General features: G+C 58.9%; 14 protein-coding genes, 1 tRNA gene and 1 pseudogene. 11 read left to right on the top strand and 5 right to left on the bottom strand.

What is annotated here, in order from left to right:
- The first annotated feature begins 271 nt into the window (after nt 1–271).
- The 3 genes and pseudogenes from ACVIW0_RS06200 to ACVIW0_RS06210 all read left to right on the top strand — a co-directional run.
- Entirely contained in the window at nt 272–1,822 is a 1,551-nt protein-coding gene (locus tag ACVIW0_RS06200; RefSeq protein ID WP_461351531.1) for a hypothetical protein, read from the top strand.
- Entirely contained in the window at nt 1,819–2,721 is a 903-nt protein-coding gene (locus tag ACVIW0_RS06205) for a terpene synthase family protein (protein WP_461351532.1), read from the top strand. Before ACVIW0_RS06200 ends, ACVIW0_RS06205 begins: the two co-directional genes overlap by 4 nt.
- A 180-nt stretch (nt 2,722–2,901) precedes the next feature.
- A pseudogene (locus ACVIW0_RS06210) lies at nt 2,902–3,166 on the top strand (IS5/IS1182 family transposase); the annotation flags it as partial.
- A gap of 447 nt (nt 3,167–3,613) precedes the next feature.
- Here ACVIW0_RS06210 and ACVIW0_RS06215 read toward each other — a convergent pair.
- Both ACVIW0_RS06215 and hisN read right to left on the bottom strand, forming a co-directional pair.
- Nucleotides 3,614–3,895, bottom strand: coding sequence for a DeoR family transcriptional regulator (locus tag ACVIW0_RS06215; RefSeq protein WP_461351533.1), 282 nt, complete (start codon nt 3,893–3,895; stop codon nt 3,614–3,616).
- A gap of 139 nt (nt 3,896–4,034) precedes the next feature.
- On the bottom strand, nt 4,035–4,826 hold the full coding sequence (gene hisN / locus ACVIW0_RS06220) for a histidinol-phosphatase (RefSeq protein WP_461351534.1): 792 nt from the start codon (nt 4,824–4,826) through the stop codon (nt 4,035–4,037).
- A gap of 203 nt (nt 4,827–5,029) precedes the next feature.
- On the opposite strand from hisN, the gene ACVIW0_RS06225 reads away from it, so the two are divergent.
- The 3 genes from ACVIW0_RS06225 (at nt 5,030) to ACVIW0_RS06235 (ending at nt 8,036) form a co-directional block, all read left to right on the top strand.
- Entirely contained in the window at nt 5,030–5,758 is a 729-nt protein-coding gene (locus ACVIW0_RS06225) for a hypothetical protein (RefSeq protein ID WP_461351535.1), read from the top strand.
- Between the two features lie 1,207 nt (nt 5,759–6,965).
- Nucleotides 6,966–7,214: a hypothetical protein gene (locus ACVIW0_RS06230; protein WP_461351536.1), complete on the top strand. Its 249-nt coding sequence runs from the start codon at nt 6,966–6,968 to the stop codon at nt 7,212–7,214.
- A gap of 588 nt (nt 7,215–7,802) precedes the next feature.
- The gene (locus ACVIW0_RS06235) at nt 7,803–8,036 is read left to right on the top strand and encodes a hypothetical protein (protein WP_461351537.1); all 234 of its coding nucleotides are present in this window, start codon (nt 7,803–7,805) and stop codon (nt 8,034–8,036) included.
- A 424-nt stretch (nt 8,037–8,460) separates the two neighbouring features.
- On the opposite strand, the gene ACVIW0_RS06240 is transcribed toward ACVIW0_RS06235, so the two are convergent.
- Nucleotides 8,461–8,536, bottom strand: a tRNA-Ile gene (locus ACVIW0_RS06240).
- An 802-nt stretch (nt 8,537–9,338) separates the two neighbouring features.
- On the opposite strand from ACVIW0_RS06240, the gene ACVIW0_RS06245 reads away from it, so the two are divergent.
- The 4 genes from ACVIW0_RS06245 to ACVIW0_RS06260 all read left to right on the top strand — a co-directional run bounded on the left by ACVIW0_RS06245 (nt 9,339) and on the right by ACVIW0_RS06260 (nt 16,495).
- Entirely contained in the window at nt 9,339–12,443 is a 3,105-nt protein-coding gene (locus tag ACVIW0_RS06245; RefSeq protein WP_461351538.1) for an efflux RND transporter permease subunit, read from the top strand.
- Nucleotides 12,444–13,261: 818 nt separating this feature from the next.
- The gene (locus ACVIW0_RS06250; protein WP_461351539.1) at nt 13,262–14,197 is read left to right on the top strand and encodes a sulfite exporter TauE/SafE family protein; all 936 of its coding nucleotides are present in this window, start codon (nt 13,262–13,264) and stop codon (nt 14,195–14,197) included.
- A gap of 4 nt (nt 14,198–14,201) precedes the next feature.
- On the top strand, nt 14,202–14,471 hold the full coding sequence (locus ACVIW0_RS06255) for a hypothetical protein (RefSeq protein WP_461351540.1): 270 nt from the start codon (nt 14,202–14,204) through the stop codon (nt 14,469–14,471).
- A gap of 881 nt (nt 14,472–15,352) precedes the next feature.
- On the top strand, nt 15,353–16,495 hold the full coding sequence (locus tag ACVIW0_RS06260; protein WP_461351541.1) for an MFS transporter: 1,143 nt from the start codon (nt 15,353–15,355) through the stop codon (nt 16,493–16,495).
- Nucleotides 16,496–16,755: 260 nt separating this feature from the next.
- Here the strand turns inward: ACVIW0_RS06260 and fcl are convergent, their stop codons facing one another.
- Entirely contained in the window at nt 16,756–17,790 is a 1,035-nt protein-coding gene (fcl, locus tag ACVIW0_RS06265) for a GDP-L-fucose synthase (protein ID WP_461351542.1), read from the bottom strand.
- Nucleotides 17,762–18,847, bottom strand: a complete 1,086-nt coding sequence (gmd, locus tag ACVIW0_RS06270) for a GDP-mannose 4,6-dehydratase (RefSeq protein ID WP_461351543.1) — start codon at nt 18,845–18,847, stop codon at nt 17,762–17,764. Before gmd ends, fcl begins: the two co-directional genes overlap by 29 nt.
- Before the next feature lie 890 nt (nt 18,848–19,737).
- Between gmd and glmS the strand changes: the two genes are divergently transcribed.
- Nucleotides 19,738–21,564, top strand: a complete 1,827-nt coding sequence (gene glmS, locus ACVIW0_RS06275) for a glutamine--fructose-6-phosphate transaminase (isomerizing) (protein WP_461351544.1) — start codon at nt 19,738–19,740, stop codon at nt 21,562–21,564.
- Nucleotides 21,565–21,857 lie beyond the last annotated feature (293 nt).

The raw sequence follows: 21,857 nt of genomic DNA on the forward strand, positions 1-21,857 counted from the left end.
CCGTCCGCTTGGAGATGCCCGTGTGCCGCTGCGATTGGCTGGCGGCAGCGGTGCAAGCTGCACTATGTGCGAAGTCTCCGGCACCGATCGCAGCGGTTGCCCCGCACGGCCGCGGCGCGCGCGGCGCACTGCGCGCAAGCCTATTCGGCGGGCCGGCGCCAGCATCGGGGCGCCCGCGCCGGAGCAGGGCGGCCGTCCGGCACTGCCTATACGACGGCCCGCGGCGACATGCGCGACGTCTGCCCATCCGTTTGCAGAAGGGGCATCCCGCGTGAACGCGCTGTCCGAACAGATCCTTTCCGAATTGCGTCGTCTGCTAGGCGAGATGAGCGATGGCGGCAGCGTCGGTCCGTCCGTCTACGACACGGCGCGAGCTCTGCGGTTTCACGGCAAAGTCACCGGTCGGCAGGACGCATACGCGTGGGTCATCGCGCAGCAACAGGCCGATGGCGGATGGGGAAGCGCGGACTTCCCGCTGTTCCGCTATGCGCCTACGTGGGCGGCATTACTGGCATTCCAGCGCGCCTGCCCTCTTTCCGGCGCTGCCGACGCAGTCCAGGCTGCAAGCCGGTTCCTCCAGCGCCAGCCCGATCCCTATGCGCATGCAGTCCCGGAAGACGCGCCGATCGGCGCGGAACTCATTCTGCCACAGCTTTGCGGCGAGGCGGCATCCTTGCTGGGCGGCGTGACGTTTCCGCGCCACCCAGCGCTGTTGCCGTTGCGGCAAGCGTGCCTGGTCAAGCTGGCGGCGATCGCGACGTTGCCGAGCGGCCATCCGCTGCTGCACTCCTGGGAAGCCTGGGGGACGTCGCCGACCACTGCACGCCCGGATGAGGACGGCAGCGTTGGCATCAGTCCGGCGGCCACCGCCGCGTGGCGCGCGCATGCCATGACACAGGGGAACACGCCGCAGGTCGCGCGCGCCGACGAGTATTTGCAGACGGCATCGCGGGCAACGCGCAGCGGCATCGAAGGTGTCGTTCCCAATGTCTGGCCGATCAATGTGTTCGAGCCATGCTGGTCGCTGTACACCCTGCATCTGGCCGGGCTGTTCGCGCATCCCGCGCTCGCCGAGGCGGTGCGCGTGATCGTCGCGCAGCTCGACGCGCGTCTGAGCGGGCGCGGTCTGGGCCCGGCCTTGCACTTCGCGGCCGATGCGGACGACACCGCCGTTGCGTTATGCGTCCTGCACCTTGCTGGCCGTGACCCGCCGGTCGACGCGTTACGCCATTTCGAAATTGGCGATCTGTTCGCCACCTTCCCAGGCGAGCGAAATGCTTCGGTGTCGACCAACATCCATGCCCTGCATGCCTTGCGACTATTGGGAAAGCCCGCCGCCGGCACCAGCGCCTACGTTGAGGCCAATCGCAACCCGCATGGTCTATGGGACAACGAAAAATGGCACGTTTCGTGGCTGTATCCCACCGCGCATGCGATCGCTGCGCTGGCGCAAGGCAAGCCCCAGTGGCGCGACGAGCGCGCGCTGGCGGGGCTGATACAGGCGCAGCGCGACGACGGCGGCTGGGGCGCCGGTCGCGCGTCCACATTCGAGGAAACCGCCTATGCGTTGTTTGCGTTGCGCGTGATGGACGGCAGCGAAGAGCCGACAGGGCGCTGGCGCATCGCGCAGGCGGTCGCGGGTGCGCTGGAGTGGATGCTCGCCCGCCATGCGGCGCATGCACTGCCGCAAACGCCGCTGTGGATCGGCAAGGAACTGTATTGCCCCACCCGGGTCGTGCGCGTGGCCGAACTCGCCGGGTTGTGGCTGTCGCTTCATTGGGGGCGGCGCGTCCAGGCCGAGAAAGCAGGAGCGGCGCCATGATCCAGCCCCAACGCGCGCTGCAGCAGGTGCTGGAGTGGGGGCGTTCCCTGACCGGGTTCGCCGACGAGCATGCCATGGAAGCGGTCAGGGGCGGCCAGTACATCCTGCAGTGCATCCACCCGAGCCTACGCGACACCAGCGCCCGCACCGGCCGCGATCCGCAGGACGAAACGCTGATCGTGGCGTTCTATCGCGAATTGGCGCTGCTGTTCTGGCTCGACGATTGCAACGACCTTGGCCTGATCGCGCCGGAACAACTCGCCGCGGTGGAGAAGGCGCTGGGGCAGGGCGAGCCGTGCGCGCTCCCCGGATTCGAGGGCTGCTCTGTGCTGCGCGCTTCGCTGGCGGCACTTGCCTACGATCGTCGCGACTATGCTCAGCTTCTCGACGATACCCGGCGCTACTGCGCTGCGCTGCGCGCCGGACAGGCGCGGCCGGCAGAGGCAGAACGCTGGTCTTACGCCGAGTACCTGCACAACGGCATCGATTCGATCGCCTATGTGAACGTGTTCTGTTGCTTGTCGCTGCTGTGGGGGCTGGACATGGCGACCTTGCGCGCGCGTCCGGCGTTTCGTCAGGTCCTGCGACTCATCTCCGCGATAGGGCGCCTACAGAACGATCTGCACGGACGGGACAAGGACACGTCGGCCGGCGAGGCCGACAACGCCGCGATCCTGCTGCTGCAGCGCTATCCGGCTATGCCTGTGATGGAGTTTCTTAACGACGAGCTGGCCGGCCATACGCGCATGCTGCACGGGGTGATAGCGGAAGAACGCTTTCCCGCGCCGTGGGGCGCGTTGATCGAGGTCATGGTGGCCATCCGCGCTCAGTACTACCAGACCTCGACCAGCCGCTACCGCAGCGACGCTGTGGGGGGAGGCCATCGTGCGCCGGCCTGAACGCGCGGGATGCGAGGGCGTGCGCGCACTGCCGTCGGTCCGATTCGTCGCCCGATGCAACCGATGGAGCGATCATGAGCGACACCGCCCTGAGCTCGGCGCAAGGCCGATTATCCAGACGTCATGCTGGATCAGTAAACGGCCGGCTACGGTCGTAAGAACTGCGAGCGATTGATCTAGCACGATGCGGTGGTCGCGCTGTTCAACAAAGTGGTGGAGATCACCAATGCCCCGGGATGGTTGTCGGGCGAACATTTCAGTGTGAATGGCACGTTGATCTAGGCCTGGGCCGGGCAGAGCAGTTTCAAGGATGACGGCAATGACGAGGGCGGCAGCGACTTCCGCGGACAATCGCGCAGCAGCATGCACGTGCCCACGAGCGATCCGGGTGCGCGGCCGTATCCGCAAAGGCAGCACAGCGCTGCGCTACATCGGACGCGTGCTCCGCTCACTTTTGAGCAATTCGATGGCGGCACAATGGCGCGAGCCGCAAGCGGTCGCTAGAGCCTCCGCCGCAGCTCACAACTGGGTTGGTTTCAGATTTTCTTGACAGCACGTGAGTCGCTGGAAGGGGACGAGGCGGGTTGCTATGATGGGTTAGCACATCCGATTAGAATCGATCGTCAGTTCGTCGGTATACACCGCCACCGCACCTCATCGATCTCTCTCGCCAAGGAAACGGCGCAGGTGATCGCCTACATGCGGGAAGGGGACCTTGCGGGCGGATCGTCTGTCCCCACCCAAGATCATCACCGGTTTCCGCTGTATACAATCGCCCGAGGATGTCATGCCCTTGGCGGCATTCAGAGAGTTGGTGACGGCAGGAAGGCCTTCCATCTGAGCTAAACGTTGGGCGAGGGTGGTTGTCGCGCCTCGCGTCGAGAATGATCGTCTAATCGGCCTCGACCATTCCTGCGGCCGCTTTGGCAATCACTCTTTTCTTGCGGGTACGTACGGCAGTGCGCACTTGGTAGGGAGCCCCTCCGTTGTCCTCCGCAACCGGAACGACTCCGCCGCAGACCCGGCGGAGTTCTCCACTTTCTTCCATCTCCATGAGATCGCGGCGTATCGTTTCACGCGATACTCCAAAATCTTCCGTCAGCCGATCAACGCTTGGCGTGCCGAACGTTGTCAACATCGACTGAATGTGACGCCGCCGTTCCTCTTGCCACATAGATGCTCCCAGCTTTTAAACTGTTCCATCATCGGCTTCGGGCACGCGATACGACAATAGGCCCGATGCGTCCAACCGACATGATGCTGGCGCCCATCTTTCCACGCAACTGCCCGACTCAGCCGCGCTTCCATCGTTTCTATAGCAACGGCAGAACTTCGGCGTGGAGTTCTGCCGTGCTTGCAGCGATGACCCGCTTGCCGGAGGTGATCGTGAGCGGCTTTCCCTCCCAGTCGGTGACAATGCCGCCGGCTTCTTCGATCACCGGCACCAGCGCCATGAAATCGTAAGGCTCCATCCGCGTCTCGATGACGAGGTCGATGTGTCCCGATGCAAGCAATCCATAATTGTAGCAGTCACCGCCGAAGCGACACATCCGGGCAGCTTGGCTGATGCCCAGGATTTGATCGCGTTCTGAGTCTGCAAAATAGAGGGGCGACGTGGTGTAGAAGTTCGCGTCGGCGAGGCGCCGGCAGTCGCGAACTTGGCATTTTGTGCGAATGCCGCTCGAGTTGACAAACCAGCTACCCAGGCCGGTTGCGCCCGTCCAGCGTTCCCGCAATGCGGGCATCTCGACGACCCCAATCTGTGAACGCCCTTGGATAGCGAGCGCGACCAGCGTTCCCCAAAGCGGAGACCCGGAAATGAAGCTGCGCGTGCCATCTATGGGATCAACCACCCACGTAGGCGAATCGAGATCACCCTGGATTCCGTATTCTTCACCGAAAATCGAATGCTCTGGAAATCGAGCGGAAATCGCCTTTCTGATGGCTTCCTCGACACGCCGATCTGCCTCCGTAACGGGGCTCTCGTCATCCTTCGTGTTGATGTCTATCGGCCGTCGAAACCATTCGGTGGCGTGAGTACCTGCGCTTCCAGCGACCTCGAATGCGAAGTCGACCAAATCAGACATCGAGTCTGCACCATCCATGCTGACAACCTCCTGAGCATTAGAGATCCAGCTTAAGGCACAAAAACACATATGGCCATATCGCTTTTGATGCCGTGGCTTCCGTTGTCACGCAGAAACCCAAAAACATAAAAGGCAATCCCGATTATTGGTCGCATCTCTAGCCGGACGGCCACTCCGGCCTACCATCCGGTAATTGATATTGGCTTCGACAGAGAATCCGTTTGGCTGCGCCGGGCAATTATGAGTCGCTGGGACAATTTGCCGACACCTCCGGGGAGGCACGCAAAACCGCACAATGGTCCGCGATATTGAGCACCTCTTCTCTTCGCGCATGCATGTTCGCCGTCCGAATGGAGCAGCAAGGCTCGGAGCTCGACGCATTACCAGCGCGCTATATGCGTTGCCCGGTGTTTAGCGGCGCGTTCAATCAGAAGAATCGACGGCTACGGGTCTATGCTGCTGCCCAAGCTCTCGCCATCATCAATCGTCCACTCGACGAAGAACCCATCCTTACCGAGGTCGGTCCAGACGAGCCTGATCCGGATGATTTTTCAGCCGCTCCGAAGCGGCCGCGATCGCGCTACATTCGTGCCCTAGATCTTAATGGTTCGGCCCTGCATGACGCGGGCGGCGCAAAAAAAAATCAGCCGAGAGCGTGCAATCGGACGCGGCAGTGGCGACGCCAGAGACGTCGGCGGGTCCGCAGCATATCCGAAATGCGCCTGCTGCGGCGAGACAAGAGATCCGTCTCCAAATCCACCGCGATTGAGGCCAATCGGTACGCTCCCCCGACCATCCACGTGACCTCTTCGTCCCCGATCGGACGATCGTACCGATCGGCGATCCGAGCGTTAGCAATGAACGTGCCGGTCTCGGCATCGATACAGGTGACGGTGCCCGGGGCCGCCGGATCTTCCGGTTCTGAGACGATCACGTGGCACTCCCGATAAGGCAGTTTCCGCCTGCAAATGCTTGAATGGGCCGAGGACACGTCGCACTTCCATTTTGGCGCCGGCCAGGCACGGCGCCTGCGGCAAAGTTTCTTCGTGCGCGGGAAAAGCTCTCGCGTGTGCTTCGAATGTTGGCCGGCGGCGGTGAACGAGTGCCGCGAACGATCGCTACAATTTGAAACGTTCAGGCGAAGGGCGACGCCGGTTCATTTCATCGGAAAGAATCCGTTGCCTTCGAGACCTCGGCTTTGGCTATTTCCCAAGGACTCGTTGAGGAAGACACGAACGAGCATCCCGTCAGGATCGTCGGCGGGCACGGCGTCGATATGAGCACTGGGGATGGAGGGCTTATGGCGTTGGTGAGGCAGGGATGCATCCCCTGGGCTGAAGAGTGCGATTGTAGAGGTGGTAGAGAAGCGTCAAGGCCACGGCAGAATTGGACGCGCTTCCGCGGCCAGACGCGCAATCGACGAACGGGCTCGTCAGGTGCGACCTCGGGCTCAGCGAACGAGGATTACAAGTCTGTTGAGCGGAAGTCTGACCTCAGGAAGTACGGCGGGTCGTCCCGTTGTCAGACTGCGAGCGTTCGTTACCGACGCAGTACCGAAGCGCCAAATGGTACGGTGAAGCAGACGTTGCGCTTCTGGTGATCGAAAACGACGCTTTCGATCTCGTTGGACGCCAGGATACGCTCGGACCGGCCTACCAGCCGGATCATGCCCTAGCGCGGCGGAGACCTGACTGAATTGGACGCCGATCGGGATCGAGGCCAAAGTGCCAGATACTCGATGATCAACTGATCGTCGGCATTATGAACATGCTGTTCGACGGCATCATCGCATCATCATCATGTTGGTGATGATCATCGACATACCCGATCATCGGCATCGTCAAGTGTCTGCGGTGACCAGCAGCAGGACCAGCAGCAGAGTTGGATCACCCCCCATCCGATACCGGCGCGACTAGCCGCCTGCTGGCCGGGCCAAATTCGGCGCCCATTCTTCGAATTGCACCCTGTCAATCTTGCACTTTGCTGGATTTGGTCGCAGCAGCCGCAAATCAGTTGTTCTTATGGTCCGAAATCGGGTCGCTCTTACCTGTCTCATAGAATGCTTTTTCAAAGCTACGCTTTTCACAGGATCGATGAGCTAATTTCGTCGGGATCGGCGAGAGCAATTGATTTTGTGTAGTCAAGAAGAATGACGCGATGAAAGAAACGGTTGATCATCGCCTATTGGCAGCAATTGATCGGTTAGCAAAATCTTCCAGAGAGGTAGCCAAATCTTTCTCGACAATGCTGAGCAAGCAGGACATTGCAAATGAACACCTGCGCAAACTTGTAACCGCTGCGGAAATGTACGGGTTCGACGAATTCATCCGTGAGACCAACTATGGTGTTAATAGGATATCGTATTCGGGGCAACAGGCCGCTTGTGTACTGACGACGGGTGCGTAGTGCCTAAAGTTGGGCCGCAGAATGCGTGGTCGGTGCGGCAATCGTCACATTGGCCTTCAGTCTTGTATGGATTGAATTTGGCAATCAACAATTTCACTCATTGATATTACTGGTCGCCATAAGGCCGGTGCAGGGAGCGGCAGCGGCATGTTTTTACGCTCGTCGATGGCCATTGTGTCGTCTGTGGGAAAGCCCTCAAGTAGAAACGTGTTGGAACGCTCTGCTTACCAGATTACTGGCTATTCCGTGGAGACGTTCATTTTAATCTTGGCGCGAGCGGACATATTGCCGGCGCGATCAATCCTGCATCCAGGAACAGGAGAAGCTATTGGCTGTCGGCCAATCGAAGCGATGAGCCGTAGACCTGGCTCGCCCATGCGGAGGAGAAGCCGGAGAGCTGGTGGAACAACTGGATGGGGTGGCGTAAGTTCTGGACGGAGGAGCGTTGGCTGCACGCTCCCAACTTGGGAGTAACCTCTACCCTCCGGGCGAGGCGGCGCCCGGCAGATACGTGAAGGCCAAAGCCAGCTAATCATATCGATGGTGGCTCAAGAACTAATGCGGAACCGGCCGATGGGCTAAGGGGGAATGATCGCAGTCGGCATGATCACGATCGCCCGCGTGGTGGGCAATATGATCGGCGCTGATCATGCCACATGTCGGGATGACATGCCGGTGCCACCGAGCAGCAGCATCTGCATGTCGAGCGGGCTGAGAGGGGACCGCAGCGGACTAGGGAGCCTGATCGACATGTCGACGAAGCTGCTGTCGTTCGGTGGGCGCACGCAAGTCCGCTGCTTGCCGTCAAGTTTGGCCGCTTAGCCAAAGGCATTCGGCGAGGCGGCGGCGGGCCATTGATCCAGGGCGTTCGCTGGTTTGCAGCAGCACAGAAAGGGCCGGTGCGATCATGCGATGGGGGTCCTGTGGCGCGCAGGAGCCACATCGGGATGTGTTCGCGCGCACGGCAGATTTGCCAACCGCCGTGCCGTAGGAGACGCAGTTCGACCAGCCCGGATCACCGGCTGTTGTGCCACGTCGACCAGCAGGTTTCATAAGGCAGATTTCCTGGAGGCATTACCCTCGGCTATCTCAAGCTTATAAATCGGCGAAAAAATCGGGAAATTCGGCCGTCGTCTCAGTGACAAGTCCCTCTTAAAACGAAATCGAGCCGCCGCTCCAAAGAGAGCAAATTGAGTCGTTCGAAATGTCTCTCACATGTTATTATTGTTGTGTTTGTTGACGAAATTGGTGGGCCCGGCAGGACTCGAACCTGCAACCAAACCGTTATGAGCGGTTGGCTCTAACCATTGAGCTACAGGCCCCGCTACAAAGGGACGGCGGCGCGGCATGCTGGCATCGTTATAGCTTGTCTGCCGCTCCCGCAAGGTTCGGTCATGCTTTAGCGCCCGCGCTTCGGACTTCTCCGCAGACGTTCCTTTCACGTTCTGTAGCTCGAAGCGTGAATTCGGTCCGAAGACCTCTTTGGTGCAGTTATCATGTCCTTATGAAGGCGCGCGACGTGCGTAGAATCAGCAGGCCGCGCCCGCGCGGAGTCAAAAGATCGGTTTTCCAACCCGGCGAGCTTTTCACTGGTGTTGAGGGGGGCGATGAGGCTTCAGCGTTCCGCTTTGACAAAACCTTGGTATAGGTTTGATAGCCCATCCTATATTACCCACTCACCTTTGTAGAGTTGAGCATCCGTCAAATCGTTTCTACTTTCGACACCGAAGCGGATCATTCGAACGAGCGATCGAAGCGAAGCCTTGAGCTGGCTTGAATCCTTGCTGGAGGTCGTTGCGTTCCATCAGGTCTGAGCATGAAACTGCATGGAAACAGGTGAGCCCAATTCCACGTCTTGAGGCGGCCCGCAGGCTGCTTAGACGCAAAAAAGACATGGATGTTTAACTTGGGAAGTGCTCCCGCAATTCGAGGTCGCGGTCAGTGATGAGAAGGGTAGGTCCGATCTTCATCCCAGCAACCACGATGTAACAAGCGCAGGACTGAGCTCCCTGCTTGGGAGCGTGTGCCTTTGGATCGGGCGTTTCCAGTTCCCAAATTTTACGCGCATTAGCCGCGGGCAGCATGACCTGCTCGCGATTTGCGTTACCTTGAATGCGAGGCGAGATGGCATTTACCGAACTTTTCATCAAACGCCCGGTGTTGTCTGTCGTCCTCAGCCTCCTGATCCTGCTGATCGGACTTCGCGCGGCTACCGTTCTGCCGATCCGGCAGTATCCCAAGCTGTCCAATACGGTCGTCAATATCACGACTTCCTATCCTGGCGCCTCCGCCGACATGATCCAGGGGTTCATCACCGCTCCACTGGAGCAGGCCGTCGCTTCCGCCGAGGGCGTCGACTACATCACTTCCTCATCAGTACTCGGTGCGTCGACGATCCAAGTCTACGTAAAGCTGAATTTCGATCCCAACGAGGCGCTCACCGAGGTGCTTTCTAAGGTCAACTCAATCAAATATTTAATCCCGAAGGAATCAAACGATCCAGTCGTCACCAAGGCAACGGGTCAGGCCACCGCTGTCATGTATATCGCTTTCTCCAGCGAGGAACTGACGGCCAGCGCGATTTCCGACTATCTCTCGCGTGTTGTGCAACCGGTTATGTCAACCGTTGACGGCGTCGCCTCGGCAGACATCCTGGGCGGCCAAAGTTTTGCGATGCGGCTATGGCTCGATACGGCGAAAATGGCAGGGCGCGGCGTCTCGCCGGCTGATGTTTCGGCTGCAATCGCCGCTAATAACTTCCAGGCGGCGGCCGGCCAGACCAAGGGATATTTCACTATCTCCGACGTCACGGCAAATACCGACCTACGGAGTGTGGATGACTTCAAGCGCATGACCGTTAAAGCCAATGATGGTGGCTTTGTGCGCATTGAAGACATCGCAACAGTTGAGCTTGCCGCACAGACGACAGACGTTAGTGCCGTCATGAACGGCGAGCACGCGGTCGTCATCGGCGTGCAGGCGGGTCCACAAGGCAATCCGCTGAACATAGTACGAGGTGTTCGCGCGCTTTTTCCAGAAATGGAGCGTAACCTGCCGCCATCGCTCAAGATGAAAGTGGCCTACGATTCAACGAAATTCATCCAATCGTCGATCGATGAAGTCGAGAAGACCCTCATCGAGGCCATCGCGATCGTGGTGGTGGTCATCTTCCTGTTCCTGGCCTCGCTGCGATCGGTCATCATTCCCGTCGTCACCATTCCGCTGTCGCTCGTTGGCGTCTGCAGCTTGATGCTGGCGCTGGGGTTCTCATTCAACCTCCTGACCCTCCTTGCGATGGTGCTCGCGATAGGTCTTGTGGTCGACGACGCGATCGTTGTGGTGGAGAACGTCCATCGTCATCTAGAGGAAGGGGCGCCGCCCCTGCAGGCCGCCACGAGGGGAGCGCGCGAGATCGTGGTCCCCGTTGTCTCCATGACGATTACGTTGGCGGCCGTATACGCACCCATCGGCTTTCTCAGTGGCCTCACCGGTGCGCTGTTCCGCGAGTTCGCGTTCACGCTGGCCGGGGCGGTGATCGTGTCTGGCGTGATCGCTTTGACGCTGTCGCCGATGATGTGCTCGGTCTTTCTAAAGAGCGCCGAGGAGGGGCGGTTTGCAAGGTTCGCGAAACGCGTGTTCGCTGCCATGACACGCTGGTACGGCCGCAAGCTTGATCGCTCGCTCGACTATCGCCCAATTACCTGGCTGTTTGCGCTGACCATGCTGGGCCTTGTCGGCTTTTTCTATGCGCATACCTCTAAGGAACTTGCACCCGAAGAGGATCAAGGTATCGTATTCGCACTCACGAAGGCACCGAAATATGCCAATATCGACTATCTCGACTATTACGGTGCCAAGCTCGAAAAGGCATTCCGAAAGTTTTCCGAGACCGATTTGAGCTTCGTGCTCAACGGTAGTGGCGGCTCCCAATCAGGTATGGCCGGAATGTTGCTGAAGCCATGGGACGAGCGCAAACGATCATCGATCGTGCTTAGGTCCCTTGTTCAAGCCGAGCTGTCGAAAATCGAAGGCATTAACGCATTTGCTTTTAGCTTACCGGCGCTTCCAGGCGGATCGGACGGCCTGCCCGTTCAGATGGTGATCAATTCAACGCTTGGCTTCCAATCCGTCTATGAGCAGATGTCGAAACTGAAGGACGCCGCGCGCAAGAGCGGTCTGTTCATGGTTAGCGACTCTGACCTCGAGTTCAACCAGCCCATCGTGCGGATCAAGGTCGATCGGTCCAAGGCCAACGATCTTGGCATCACCATGCGGAATATCGGCGACGCGCTGGCCACCCTACTTGGCGGAAACTACATCAATCGCTTCAACCTGCAGGGCCGCTCCTACCAGGTGATCCCGCAGGTGCCGCGCGAGAAACGCATGGCCCCGGAAGCGATTGGGAACTATTATGTAAAGACTGCGACGGGCTCGATGGTTCCGCTATCTACCGTCGTCTCGGTGGAGACTGCGACTGATCCGAACGCGCTCACCCACTATAACCAGCTCAACTGCGCGACCTTTCAGGCCGTGCCGATGCCTGGGGTCACGATCGGTCAAGCCGTCGACTTCCTGGAAGCAGAGGCAAAGAAGCTGCCGGCGGGCTTCAGCCACGACTTCCTTGCCGATGCGCGGCAATATGTGCACGAGGGCGACCAACTTGCCATCACCTTCGCATTTGCACTGGTCGTCATATTCTTGGTGCTTGCGGCGCAGTTCGAAAGTCTGCGCGATCCCCTCATTATTATGATCAGTGTACCCATGGCAATTGTCGGCGCCTTGATACCACTATTCTTTGGCTGGGCGACGATGAACATCTACACTCAGGTCGGGCTGCTGACGCTGGTTGGTTTAATTTCCAAGCACGGGATCCTGATGGTTGAGTTCGCCAACGAGCTGCAGCTCAAGGAGAGACTAGACCGTCGCTCGGCGATAGAGATGGCGGCTCGCGTCCGACTTCGTCCAATCTTGATGACGACGGCGGCGATGGTCACTGGCGTGGTACCTTTGTTGGCGGCAACAGGAGCTGGCGCCGCGAGCCGCTTCTCAATTGGGCTGGTGCTCGTCGCAGGCATGTCTATCGGCACGCTGTTCACGCTCTTCGTCCTGCCGGCAGTCTATGTCGCGATCGCGTCCGATCACCGTGCCGATGCGAGTGTCGGTCAGGCGAAGAAGGGCCCCATGTTCGACCTCACCAGCGCTGCCGAGGCCCAGCCGGCCGAGCAATGACGCCAGGATCAGGCCGGATCGACCGATTGGGGCTCTACGATAGGTACGCTTCTTGCACAACGTGGTGATCTGATGCGCCCTGAAACTCGCGACGGGACCGAAGGATGATCGCTCGCGTGGTGCTCTTGTCGACCTATCGTTAACCCGCGGCAAAGGACTACCTCATAGAAGGGAGAGAAGATCATCTCGAGCTATCGGCGTGGTGAACGGCGGAGCCTTAGGAGAGGCGTAACGCTCCGTTTCATCGAGATCTTTGCGCCATTGCTGCCGAGGTTGGTGTGTATCGGGCGCTTGAAGAACACATCAGCAATCCGATGCTGCTTCGCGACGATGAATTGCCGCACATTCACCGCAGCCGAACGCCGGCTCACCGCAAGGCGCGGAGTGAATTAATGTGTTCTCGAGCAAAAGCAGCTTTTGCATCGTCGCAAATTGCGATGATAGAAAATTTACTTTCTCTCATCCGATCGCGTTTGAATTGCTAGCTGAAATAGACGAACTCCAGTCTGATCCGCCTCAAGTGCTGCCGATAAGGGAAATTCTGTGGGGTCGGAGAACTGGTTGTCCGCACTTATACGGATGCCGACGCAGTTGAGGTTTCGATACGAAACCCGTTGGTGGAGCAATCAGAGGCCCATGCTGAGTGATGTAGTTGGGTAGAGGGAAGTACAGCGCCACTTTCTGTTGCACAACTGCAGCCCATAACAGGGAGCAAATGTTGAAGCTCCGCACTTGACTACGGTCATCGCCATTATCAAGACGGCCGCATTTCGTAAGCGAGTGGTCAGAATCTTTCGCAATCTTGAAGACCAATGTTTATGTCTGATTCCCTGGCGGGATTGGGCGCCCTCCGGGGTGAGAAAGTTAAGGAAATGCCTGGGTTTGATGCTTCTATCTGGTTCCTGGCCGCAACGACGTGTTTTGCGGCTTTCGTAAACGGAGCCATCGGCTACGGTTTTTCGTCGCTCACTGTGCCGCTTGCGCTGGTTTTCTACACCAATCGCATTCTCAATCCTGCCATTGTCATCGTCGAAGCCTTCGTCAACGTTTACGTGCTCGTCATCAATCTGAAGGGCGTACCGGCGGTTTGGAGGCGCGTGTTTCCTATCTTGGTTGGACTGTTGCCGGGCATTGCGGTTGGCGGTTATGCATTGGCTTCACTGCAGCCCGGCTGGATCAAATTAGCCACCTTCACGATCATTCTACCTTTGATCCTGCTGCAAGCAGCCGGTTGGCGCCGCCCTATCGAGGCAAGCTGGCTGATCGGTCTGCCATTCGGATCGATGCTGGGCATCCTCTATTCGGTGACGACTATCTCCGGCCCGCCCTTGGCGATGCTGTTTAACAATCAGGGCCTGGTTAAAAACGAATTTCGCGCCGGCCTTGCCCTGGTACGCGTGGCGGAATCGAGCGTGACCGCGTTCGTCTATCACAAGCTCGGTCTGTTCATTTCCGAAAGCGGCGCTCTTCTCCATGTCTTGGTACCCAGCGTTGTATTCGGCATCCCACTGGGATCCTACGTCATTCGCCGACTTGATCCGGAGATATTTCGACGCATCTGCATGAGCTTTGATGCTTGGATCGTGGGCTTCGGTTTGTCACGGGCTCTGATCGAGCTCAATCTAATGCAGAGCGCATGGGCGTATAGCGTGATGGCCGCGACGATATTAATCGATCTTTGGTTACTATACTCGTTCCTTACCAGCGCCGTTCGAGCTGGTCAGAGCGGCGACCTCGGCAAGTCGCGGGTATAAGCACTTGAACAATACCAGCGGGCGCCTTGATGTCGAGGGCACCTGTCCTGGACCCGGCCAAGCGATCGCAGAGCTAATTGAATTGATGTCGTCGCGGCACCGCGCGGCCCCTTTCGGTGTCGACGAGAACGACATGGACATCCAGCTGATTGCTCCAAAGACAACCCAGCCCACGGGCCAGATATCCATTATCAAAGGAAAGCCCAGAACGTTTGGAACTGATGTTCTCGCCGTTCGACCCGAAATGGTGGTGATCTTCGTCAGTGCACACTAAGACCGGATCACCTGAAATACGAAGACATTTGGCACGGCGTAGGAAATCACCAGCCTGAAGTTGGGAATAAATGGGATCTCGCAAGTGTTGGACCGGCATTGACGGCTTGCGCGCGACCGCCGTCCCATCGGTCATCACCTTTCACTACGGCTCAATCGTCCCCCGCCGCTTTATCGGCAGAGATGTCGTTTTCGTCATCAGCGGGGACTTAATTACGTCCCGGCTCGTCCGCGAGATCCCCGCGCGCACGTTCAGCCTGCTCAGCTTCTAGCATCGTCGCATTCGGCGCAATCTGTCCTAGATAACGAGATGGAAGTTCGCTGAGCTCATTGGGCTGACGGAAGCGCTTGCGGAGAAGCCAGACGCAAAGCCCGAGGCCTCGCGCACACCGCACGAATGAAGGGGCCTTGGCCTCCGCGACAGTGCCGAATAAAGCTAGGTGTTGATCTGGAAAGCCCGCGCTAGTGACGCTCGTTGTATTGATCTTGCAACGCAGTGTCGTTGCTTATGATGAGAGCTTTCGGATTGGCTAAAAGTTATGTCATAAAAACTGACGACCGTGTTCGAGGTGAACCAGTGCATGGAAGGGCGCGTTGGGCTTTGTATGTTTTCCGACAGGGATTCCTTGAGCTTTGCACTCCCGACCGCCGGTACCAGCAAAGACGATTGTCACTTTAGGGCTTGTCCCAGAAAGATTGCGCGACGCGCCCGACGGTGCTCGACAATCACGCTCCTTAGGCGTTCTCGCGCCAGGACCTGGGCCCCCGTTTTACGACGGCATAGCATTTGCAGAGCTGAGGATTATCAACTTGAGGCCGCCATCATCGAGCTTCACCGGATGAGGGGAGCCGCGCTCGCGAGCCGTCCTCTCAGGAGTGCCTGTGATACCATTTGCCAACTGGTCTGCGGGCCTGCTCGGGACGCGGCTCGCATTTTTTGTGGCCGGCTTCGGCCTCGCGGCCTGGGCGCCCTTGGTGCCGCTCGCGAAGGAGCGGCTCGAGGTGGATAACCGCGTGCTTGGTCTTCTGCTACTCTGTCTCGGAGCGGGGTCCGTCATCGCTATGCTTTTGACCAGTGTGTCGAATGCGCGCTACGGCAGCAAGCCCATCATTATCGCGAGTGGGCTTGGCATCGCGCTCATCCTGCCGTGGCTTGCAGTTGCCGGCACACCTCTCAGCCTCGGTGCCATGCTGTTTGCTTTCGGTGTTTCACTTGGTTCGATCGATGTAGCCATGAATATTCATGCGATCGAATTGGAGCACGCCGCTGGACGTCCATTGATGTCCGGCTTCCACGCCCAGTACAGCATTGGCGAATTCACCGGCTCTGCCGCGGTGACCACGGTTCTTTCGTTGCAGTGTGGCCCGCTTATCTCGACGTTAGTCTGTTCGGCCTTAATGATGGTCGCGGTTATATCAGCTTGGCCGCGGTTGCTCGCAATGGGTTCGAGACGGCAGGAACCGTTGTTTGTCTTGCCCAATCGCAGTGTTTTGCTAGTAGCCGTACTCGCGGCTATCACCTTTCTCGTCGAAGGTGCAATGCTTGATTGGAGCGCTTTGCTTCTCGTTGGGCAAGGCCTGCTCGCAGAGGCCCACGGCGGCCTTGGTTGTATGCTCTTCTCAATTGCGATGGCCGCAGGCCGTCTCAGCGGAGATACCATGGTAGCTCGACTCGGCGACCGTACCATGTTGATGCTCGGGACCGTGCCAATCTTGATCGGCTTCCTGGCCGTGGTGGCCGCGCCGATTGCGTTGATTGCCATGGCGGGGTTCGTGCTCATTGGATTGGGTGTTTCAAATGTTGTACCCGTACTGTGTCGACGCGCCGGCAAGCAGAAAGTGATGCCCGTAGGCGTTGCGATTGCGGTCATCACCACAGCAGGGTATGCTGGTATATTGGTCGGTCCCGCCAGCATCGGGCTCGTCGCACACATGGTCGGCTTGCCGTTGGCGTTCGCGATTTTAGGTGTGCTCATGTGCATCGCGACGCTGTCGGCGCGGATGGTGATGGCAGAGTCTCTCTAAGCGTCGGCCCAGAGGGAATAGCGCCGCGCGTCGAGCTAATGGCCGGTCGCAAGGCGGCGTTCGTGCCGTGCGTCGATAGCTCGCAACTTGATCGGCGTAGAACAGCACGTCGATCATGCCTCGTCCCTGCAAGTCGGCTGGCTGAGCCGTGGCTTTGGCACAACAGGGCACTCGGTGCTGGGCGTCCTACCGAGCGTCGTTCTTAACGAACTGGGTTGGCTGCGCGGCGAGTTGATTATCTGCGTGAGCGGCTAGCGCGGCTATGTTGGGACATTTACCGCCCAGTAATTCTTGGATCGGCCCTGCGCCCGCTTGTCGGGACATTCGGTTACTCTGGCCGTCCATCTGCTGTCGGCGAGATACGCCCGATACGCCAACTGAATGCCCTCCTGCAGCGAGGTCTGGGCGTGCCAGCCGAGCCTGCCCAGTCGGCTGACGTCGAGCAACTTGCGCGGCGTGCCGTCTGGGCGCGAGGTGTCGAAGCTGATCTCGCCGCGAAAGCCGATGGCGGCTGCGACCATGAGTGCGAAGTCTGCGATGGTGATGTCCTCGCCGGTGCCGATGTTGACCAGTTCCGGCGAGGAGTAGGTCTTCATCAGATGGATGCAGGCGTCGGCGAGATCGTCGACATAGAGGAATTCGCGGCGCGGCGTGCCGGTGCCCCACACCACGACATTGCCGGCGCCGGAGACCTTGGCCTCGTGAAAGCGGCGGATCAGCGCGGCGACGACGTGGCTGTATTCGGGGTGATAATTATCGCCGGGACCATAAAGATTGGTCGGCATCACGCTGATAAAGTCCGAGCCATACTGGCTGCGATAGGCCTCGGCCATCTTGATGCCGGCGATTTTGGCGATGGCATAGGGCTCGTTGGTTGGCTCCAGCGAGCCGGTCAACATCGAATCCTCACGCAGCGGTTGCGGCGCCAGGCGCGGATAGATGCAGGACGAGCCGAAGAACATCAGCTTCTCGCAGCCATTGGCGTGCGCCGCCTGGATCACGTTGTTCGAAATCGCCAGATTGTTGTACAGGAATTCGGCCCGCAGCGTGTTGTTGGCGACGATGCCGCCGACCTTGGCGGCAGCGAGGAACACCGCCTGCGGCCGCTTGGCGGCAAACCAGGCATTGACCGCGGCCTGGTCGCGCAGGTCGACCTCGCTGCGCGCCACCGTCAGGAGATCAGACTGTTCGCGCGCCAGCCGTCGCATCAGCGCCGAGCCGACCATGCCACGATGGCCGGCGACGAAAACCGTCTTGCCCTTCAGTTCAAACGCCGTGCTTGCCATTGGCCGCATCCTGCCTGGCCTCGACGAGATCGCCGGCGACCATTTCCTTCACCAGTTGCGCGAACGGCGTCTTCGGCGCCCAGCCGAGCTTGGCGCGCGCCTTGCTGGCGTCGCCGATCAGGAGGTCGACCTCGGTCGGACGGAAGTAGGTCGGATCGATCTGCACCAGGGTCTGGCCCGACGCCTTGTCGACGCCGATCTCCTCGACACCCTTGCCGCGCCATTCGATGCTGCGGCCGACCTCGGCAAATGCCAGCTCGACGAATTCGCGCACCGAGCGCGTCTCGCCGGTCGCCAGCACGAAGTCGCCGGGCTCGTCCGCCTGCAGGATCCTGTGCATGCCCTCGACATAGTCGCGGGCATGGCCCCAGTCGCGCTTGGCATCGAGATTGCCGAGATAGAGCTTGTTCTCCAGGCCGGCCTCAATGCGGGCGACGGCGCGGGTGATCTTGCGCGTCACGAAGGTCTCGCCGCGGATCGGGCTCTCATGGTTGAACAGGATGCCGTTGCTGGCGAACATGCCATAGGCCTCACGGTAGTTCACCGTGATCCAGTAGCCGTAGAGCTTGGCGACGCCATAGGGCGAGCGCGGATAGAACGGCGTGGTCTCCTTCTGCGGCACCTCCTGCACCAGCCCGTACAGCTCCGAGGTCGAGGCCTGGTAGAACCGGGTCTCCTTTTCCATGCCGAGGATGCGGATCGCCTCCAGCAGGCGCAGCACGCCGATCGCGTCCGCGTTGGCGGTGTATTCCGGGCTCTCGAAACTGACCTGGACGTGGCTCTGTGCGGCCAGATTGTAGATCTCGGTCGGCCGGATCTGCTGCATCAGCCGGATCAGATTGGTCGAATCGGTCATGTCGCCGTAGTGCATCAGGAACGGCACGTTGCCGGCATGCAGGTCCTGGTAGAGATGGTCGACACGCGCGGTGTTGAACGAGGACGACCGGCGCTTGATCCCATGCACGGTGTAGCCGAGCCCGAGCAGATATTCGGCGAGATACGCGCCGTCCTGCCCGGTCACGCCGGTGATCAGCGCAACGCGCCGCTTTGAGTCCTGAGCTGCCATGGTCTCTCTTAGCTGCGCTGGAAAGAAAGCTTCCCATCGAATTGTCCTTTGCGGGCTTCTCGAGAAATCCGCCGGCGCACTTCACTCGCAATCAGAGGAAGCCAATCGTTAGATCTAGTCATACACATCGTGCAGAAATGCACACTATATACATTGATTTATATCGTCTGGAGGGCGAATACCCATCGAGCTTCAAAATGAAAACTAACGAACCATCATAGAGGCGAGCCCCGTTATGTGCATACGTCAATGAGCGAGGCCGAAAGTCCGTGTTCTCTATCTTTCATTGGGTGCGTGCAGTCGCTCGGTGTGGCCTCGGCCCAAGAGGGTGACTTGCTGAAGCGGCGGTAGTCGATGTATTCGTCTGAACTCTGGCACGTAAGCCAGAGTACGGCGAATCCTGCGCATCGAGAACATTAGCCCTACAAAAATGCCCCGATCCTTCTTCTGAACGGAACCCATAGTCTGGGCGGGGAGGATCATCGACAATGATCATCGCTCTTCGATGGTCGACGAGAGCACGAAATGTGAGAATGCAGCAAACGTTGGTATAGTTCTTCGAACAAGTTCGATATCGAAAGCTTACGTTCGTACAATGGAGCTTCGGTGGCAATCACTTAGTCTCATCCTGACCAACATAGCTGGAAACCGTCAGAGGCTGATGAGCCTGTTACACCAGCGCGACAAACCCTCGGTTGCGTGAATACGAGAGCAGGAAGTTGTAAGGTGACGCCACACGACTTACACGACGTATCCTTGCGGCAGCCTCGTGCGGCAATGACGCCATCGTCGCTATCCAGCGAAAGTCAGTTTTTGTCAGAAACGAATTTCATGACCAGAGTTCCTTTCGGGGACGTCAGGCTCTTTGAACTTGGGCGGCATTAATCGATATGTGTGGGATTGTCGGCATCCTGGGGCGTGGTCCTGTCGTCGGGCAGTTGGTCGCTTCGCTCAAGCGATTGGAATATCGTGGCTATGACTCCGCAGGCCTTGCGACGCTCGAAGGGCTACGTATCGAGCTCCGGCGTGCTGAAGGTAAGCTGAGAAACCTTGAAGAGCGGCTGCGCTATTGTCCGCCCGAGGGTCGCACCGGTATCGGTCATACCCGCTGGGCGACTCATGGAAAACCGACCGAGAGCAATGCTCATCCGCATGCGACGGACAATGTCGCCGTCGTTCATAACGGAATCATTGAAAACTTCCGCGAGTTGCGAGCCGAGCTGGAGCGGGATGGGGCCAACTTCCACTCAGAGACGGACACCGAGGTGGTGGCGCATCTCGTCGAATCTTATCTCAGGAATGGCTACTCGCCGCAGGATGCAGTACAAGCCTCGCTGCCGCGGCTGCGCGGAGCCTTCGCGCTTGCATTCCTCTTCAAGGCCCACGACGACCTTATGATCGGTGCGCGCAGGGGATCGCCCCTCGCGATTGGACATGGCAACGGCGAAGTATACCTAGGATCAGACGCGATCGCGCTCGCGCCCTTGACCGACACCATTACCTATCTTGAAGACGGCGACTGGGCCGTGCTTACCCGCGCGATCTGCGTGATCTATAGCGCAGACGGCGCCGTGGTGCAGCGGGAGACATCAAAGCCCGGCGTATCGTCACTCCTTGTGGATAAAGAGAACTATCGCCATTTCATGGCCAAGGAAATTCACGAGCAGCCGAGAGTAGCCTGCAAAACACTGACGCATTATCTTGATACCGCAGGCGAGCGCGTAGCTCTGCCGCTCGCATTGCCGTTCGATTTTAACTCCATTCAGCGTATCTCAATTACTGCGTGCGGGACGGCAAATTATGCCGGTCACATCGCCAAATACTGGTTCGAGCGGTTGGCTCGCTTGCCTGTCGAGGTCGACGTAGCATCCGAGTTCCGCTACAGGGAGGCGCCTTTGCGCGAGGGCGATCTCGCGATCGTCATCTCGCAGTCCGGCGAAACCGCTGACACGCTAGCTGCGTTGCGATACGCCAAAAGCCAGGGCCTGCACACGATCTCTGTGGTTAACGTCCCTACGTCGACGATTGCGCGCGAGAGCGAATCCGTGCTGCCGACGCTGGCCGGGCCAGAAATCGGCGTCGCTTCTACGAAGGCATTCATCTGCCAGTTGATGGTATTGGCGGTGCTTGCCGTCGCAGCAGGAAAAGAGCGCGGTAAGCTGTCAGAGATCCATGAATCGAAGTTCGTGCGCGAGCTCATTGAAGTGCCGCGGTTGATTGCTGCGGCGCTGTTGATCGAGCCGCAGATCGAAAAGCTCGCGGGTGATATCGCCAACTCGAGGGACGTGCTCTATCTCGGCCGTGGCACGTCCGCCCCCCTGGCGTTGGAAGGCGCACTCAAGTTGAAGGAAATTTCCTATATCCACTCAGAAGGGTATGCCGCCGGCGAGCTCAAACACGGACCGATCGCCTTGATCGATGAGGCCGTGCCTGTGGTGATGATTGCGCCTTACGACGAGCTCTTCGAGAAGACCGTATCGAATATGCAAGAAGTTGCAGCTCGCGGCGGCAAGATCATCCTGATCACCGATGCGAGGGGCGCTTTGGAAGCAACGCTGAACACACTCATGACCATTGTACTGCCGGAGATGGTCGCAAACTTTACGCCGATGGTCTATGCCATTCCGCTTCAGCTCTTGGCTTACCACGCCGCCCTCGTAAGAGGCGCGGATGTGGATCAGCCACGTAATCTCGCCAAATCGGTGACTGTCGAATGAAGCCGCAGAGCCTCCCGCCAAGGTATCGGGCTGTTGGATTTGGGTTCCGTTCCGTTGGTTGTGGATGACGGAGCAGGACAAGTCCTTGATCCAGTTGAATCCGAAGTTGCTCGTAGTTTCTGCTGGTTGCTCGCTCAGGCAATGCTGTCGCCGCCGCTCCGGGGCTCCGCCGATCGGTCAGACGGTGAGTCTCGATGGAGAACGATTCCTGGCATCAACGGGCCGATCATAGACCGATCAGTTGGACGAGCAGATTGGTTCTTACTTGGATCGTAACCCTAACTAACGCGATG

Source organism: Bradyrhizobium sp. USDA 4454 (assembly GCF_054822705.1).

Coding starts and splice junctions, on each gene's coding strand:
- ACVIW0_RS06205 (WP_461351532.1), top strand. CDS start 1,819: ATGATCCAGCCCCAACGCGCGCTGCAGCAGGTGCTGGAGTGGGGGCGT.
- ACVIW0_RS06215 (WP_461351533.1), bottom strand. CDS start 3,895: ATGTGGCAAGAGGAACGGCGGCGTCACATTCAGTCGATGTTGACAACG.
- hisN (WP_461351534.1), bottom strand. CDS start 4,826: ATGGATGGTGCAGACTCGATGTCTGATTTGGTCGACTTCGCATTCGAG.
- ACVIW0_RS06230 (WP_461351536.1), top strand. CDS start 6,966: ATGAAAGAAACGGTTGATCATCGCCTATTGGCAGCAATTGATCGGTTA.
- ACVIW0_RS06235 (WP_461351537.1), top strand. CDS start 7,803: ATGATCGCAGTCGGCATGATCACGATCGCCCGCGTGGTGGGCAATATG.
- ACVIW0_RS06245 (WP_461351538.1), top strand. CDS start 9,339: ATGGCATTTACCGAACTTTTCATCAAACGCCCGGTGTTGTCTGTCGTC.
- ACVIW0_RS06250 (WP_461351539.1), top strand. CDS start 13,262: ATGTCTGATTCCCTGGCGGGATTGGGCGCCCTCCGGGGTGAGAAAGTT.
- fcl (WP_461351542.1), bottom strand. CDS start 17,790: ATGCGGCCAATGGCAAGCACGGCGTTTGAACTGAAGGGCAAGACGGTT.
- gmd (WP_461351543.1), bottom strand. CDS start 18,847: ATGGCAGCTCAGGACTCAAAGCGGCGCGTTGCGCTGATCACCGGCGTG.
- glmS (WP_461351544.1), top strand. CDS start 19,738: ATGTGTGGGATTGTCGGCATCCTGGGGCGTGGTCCTGTCGTCGGGCAG.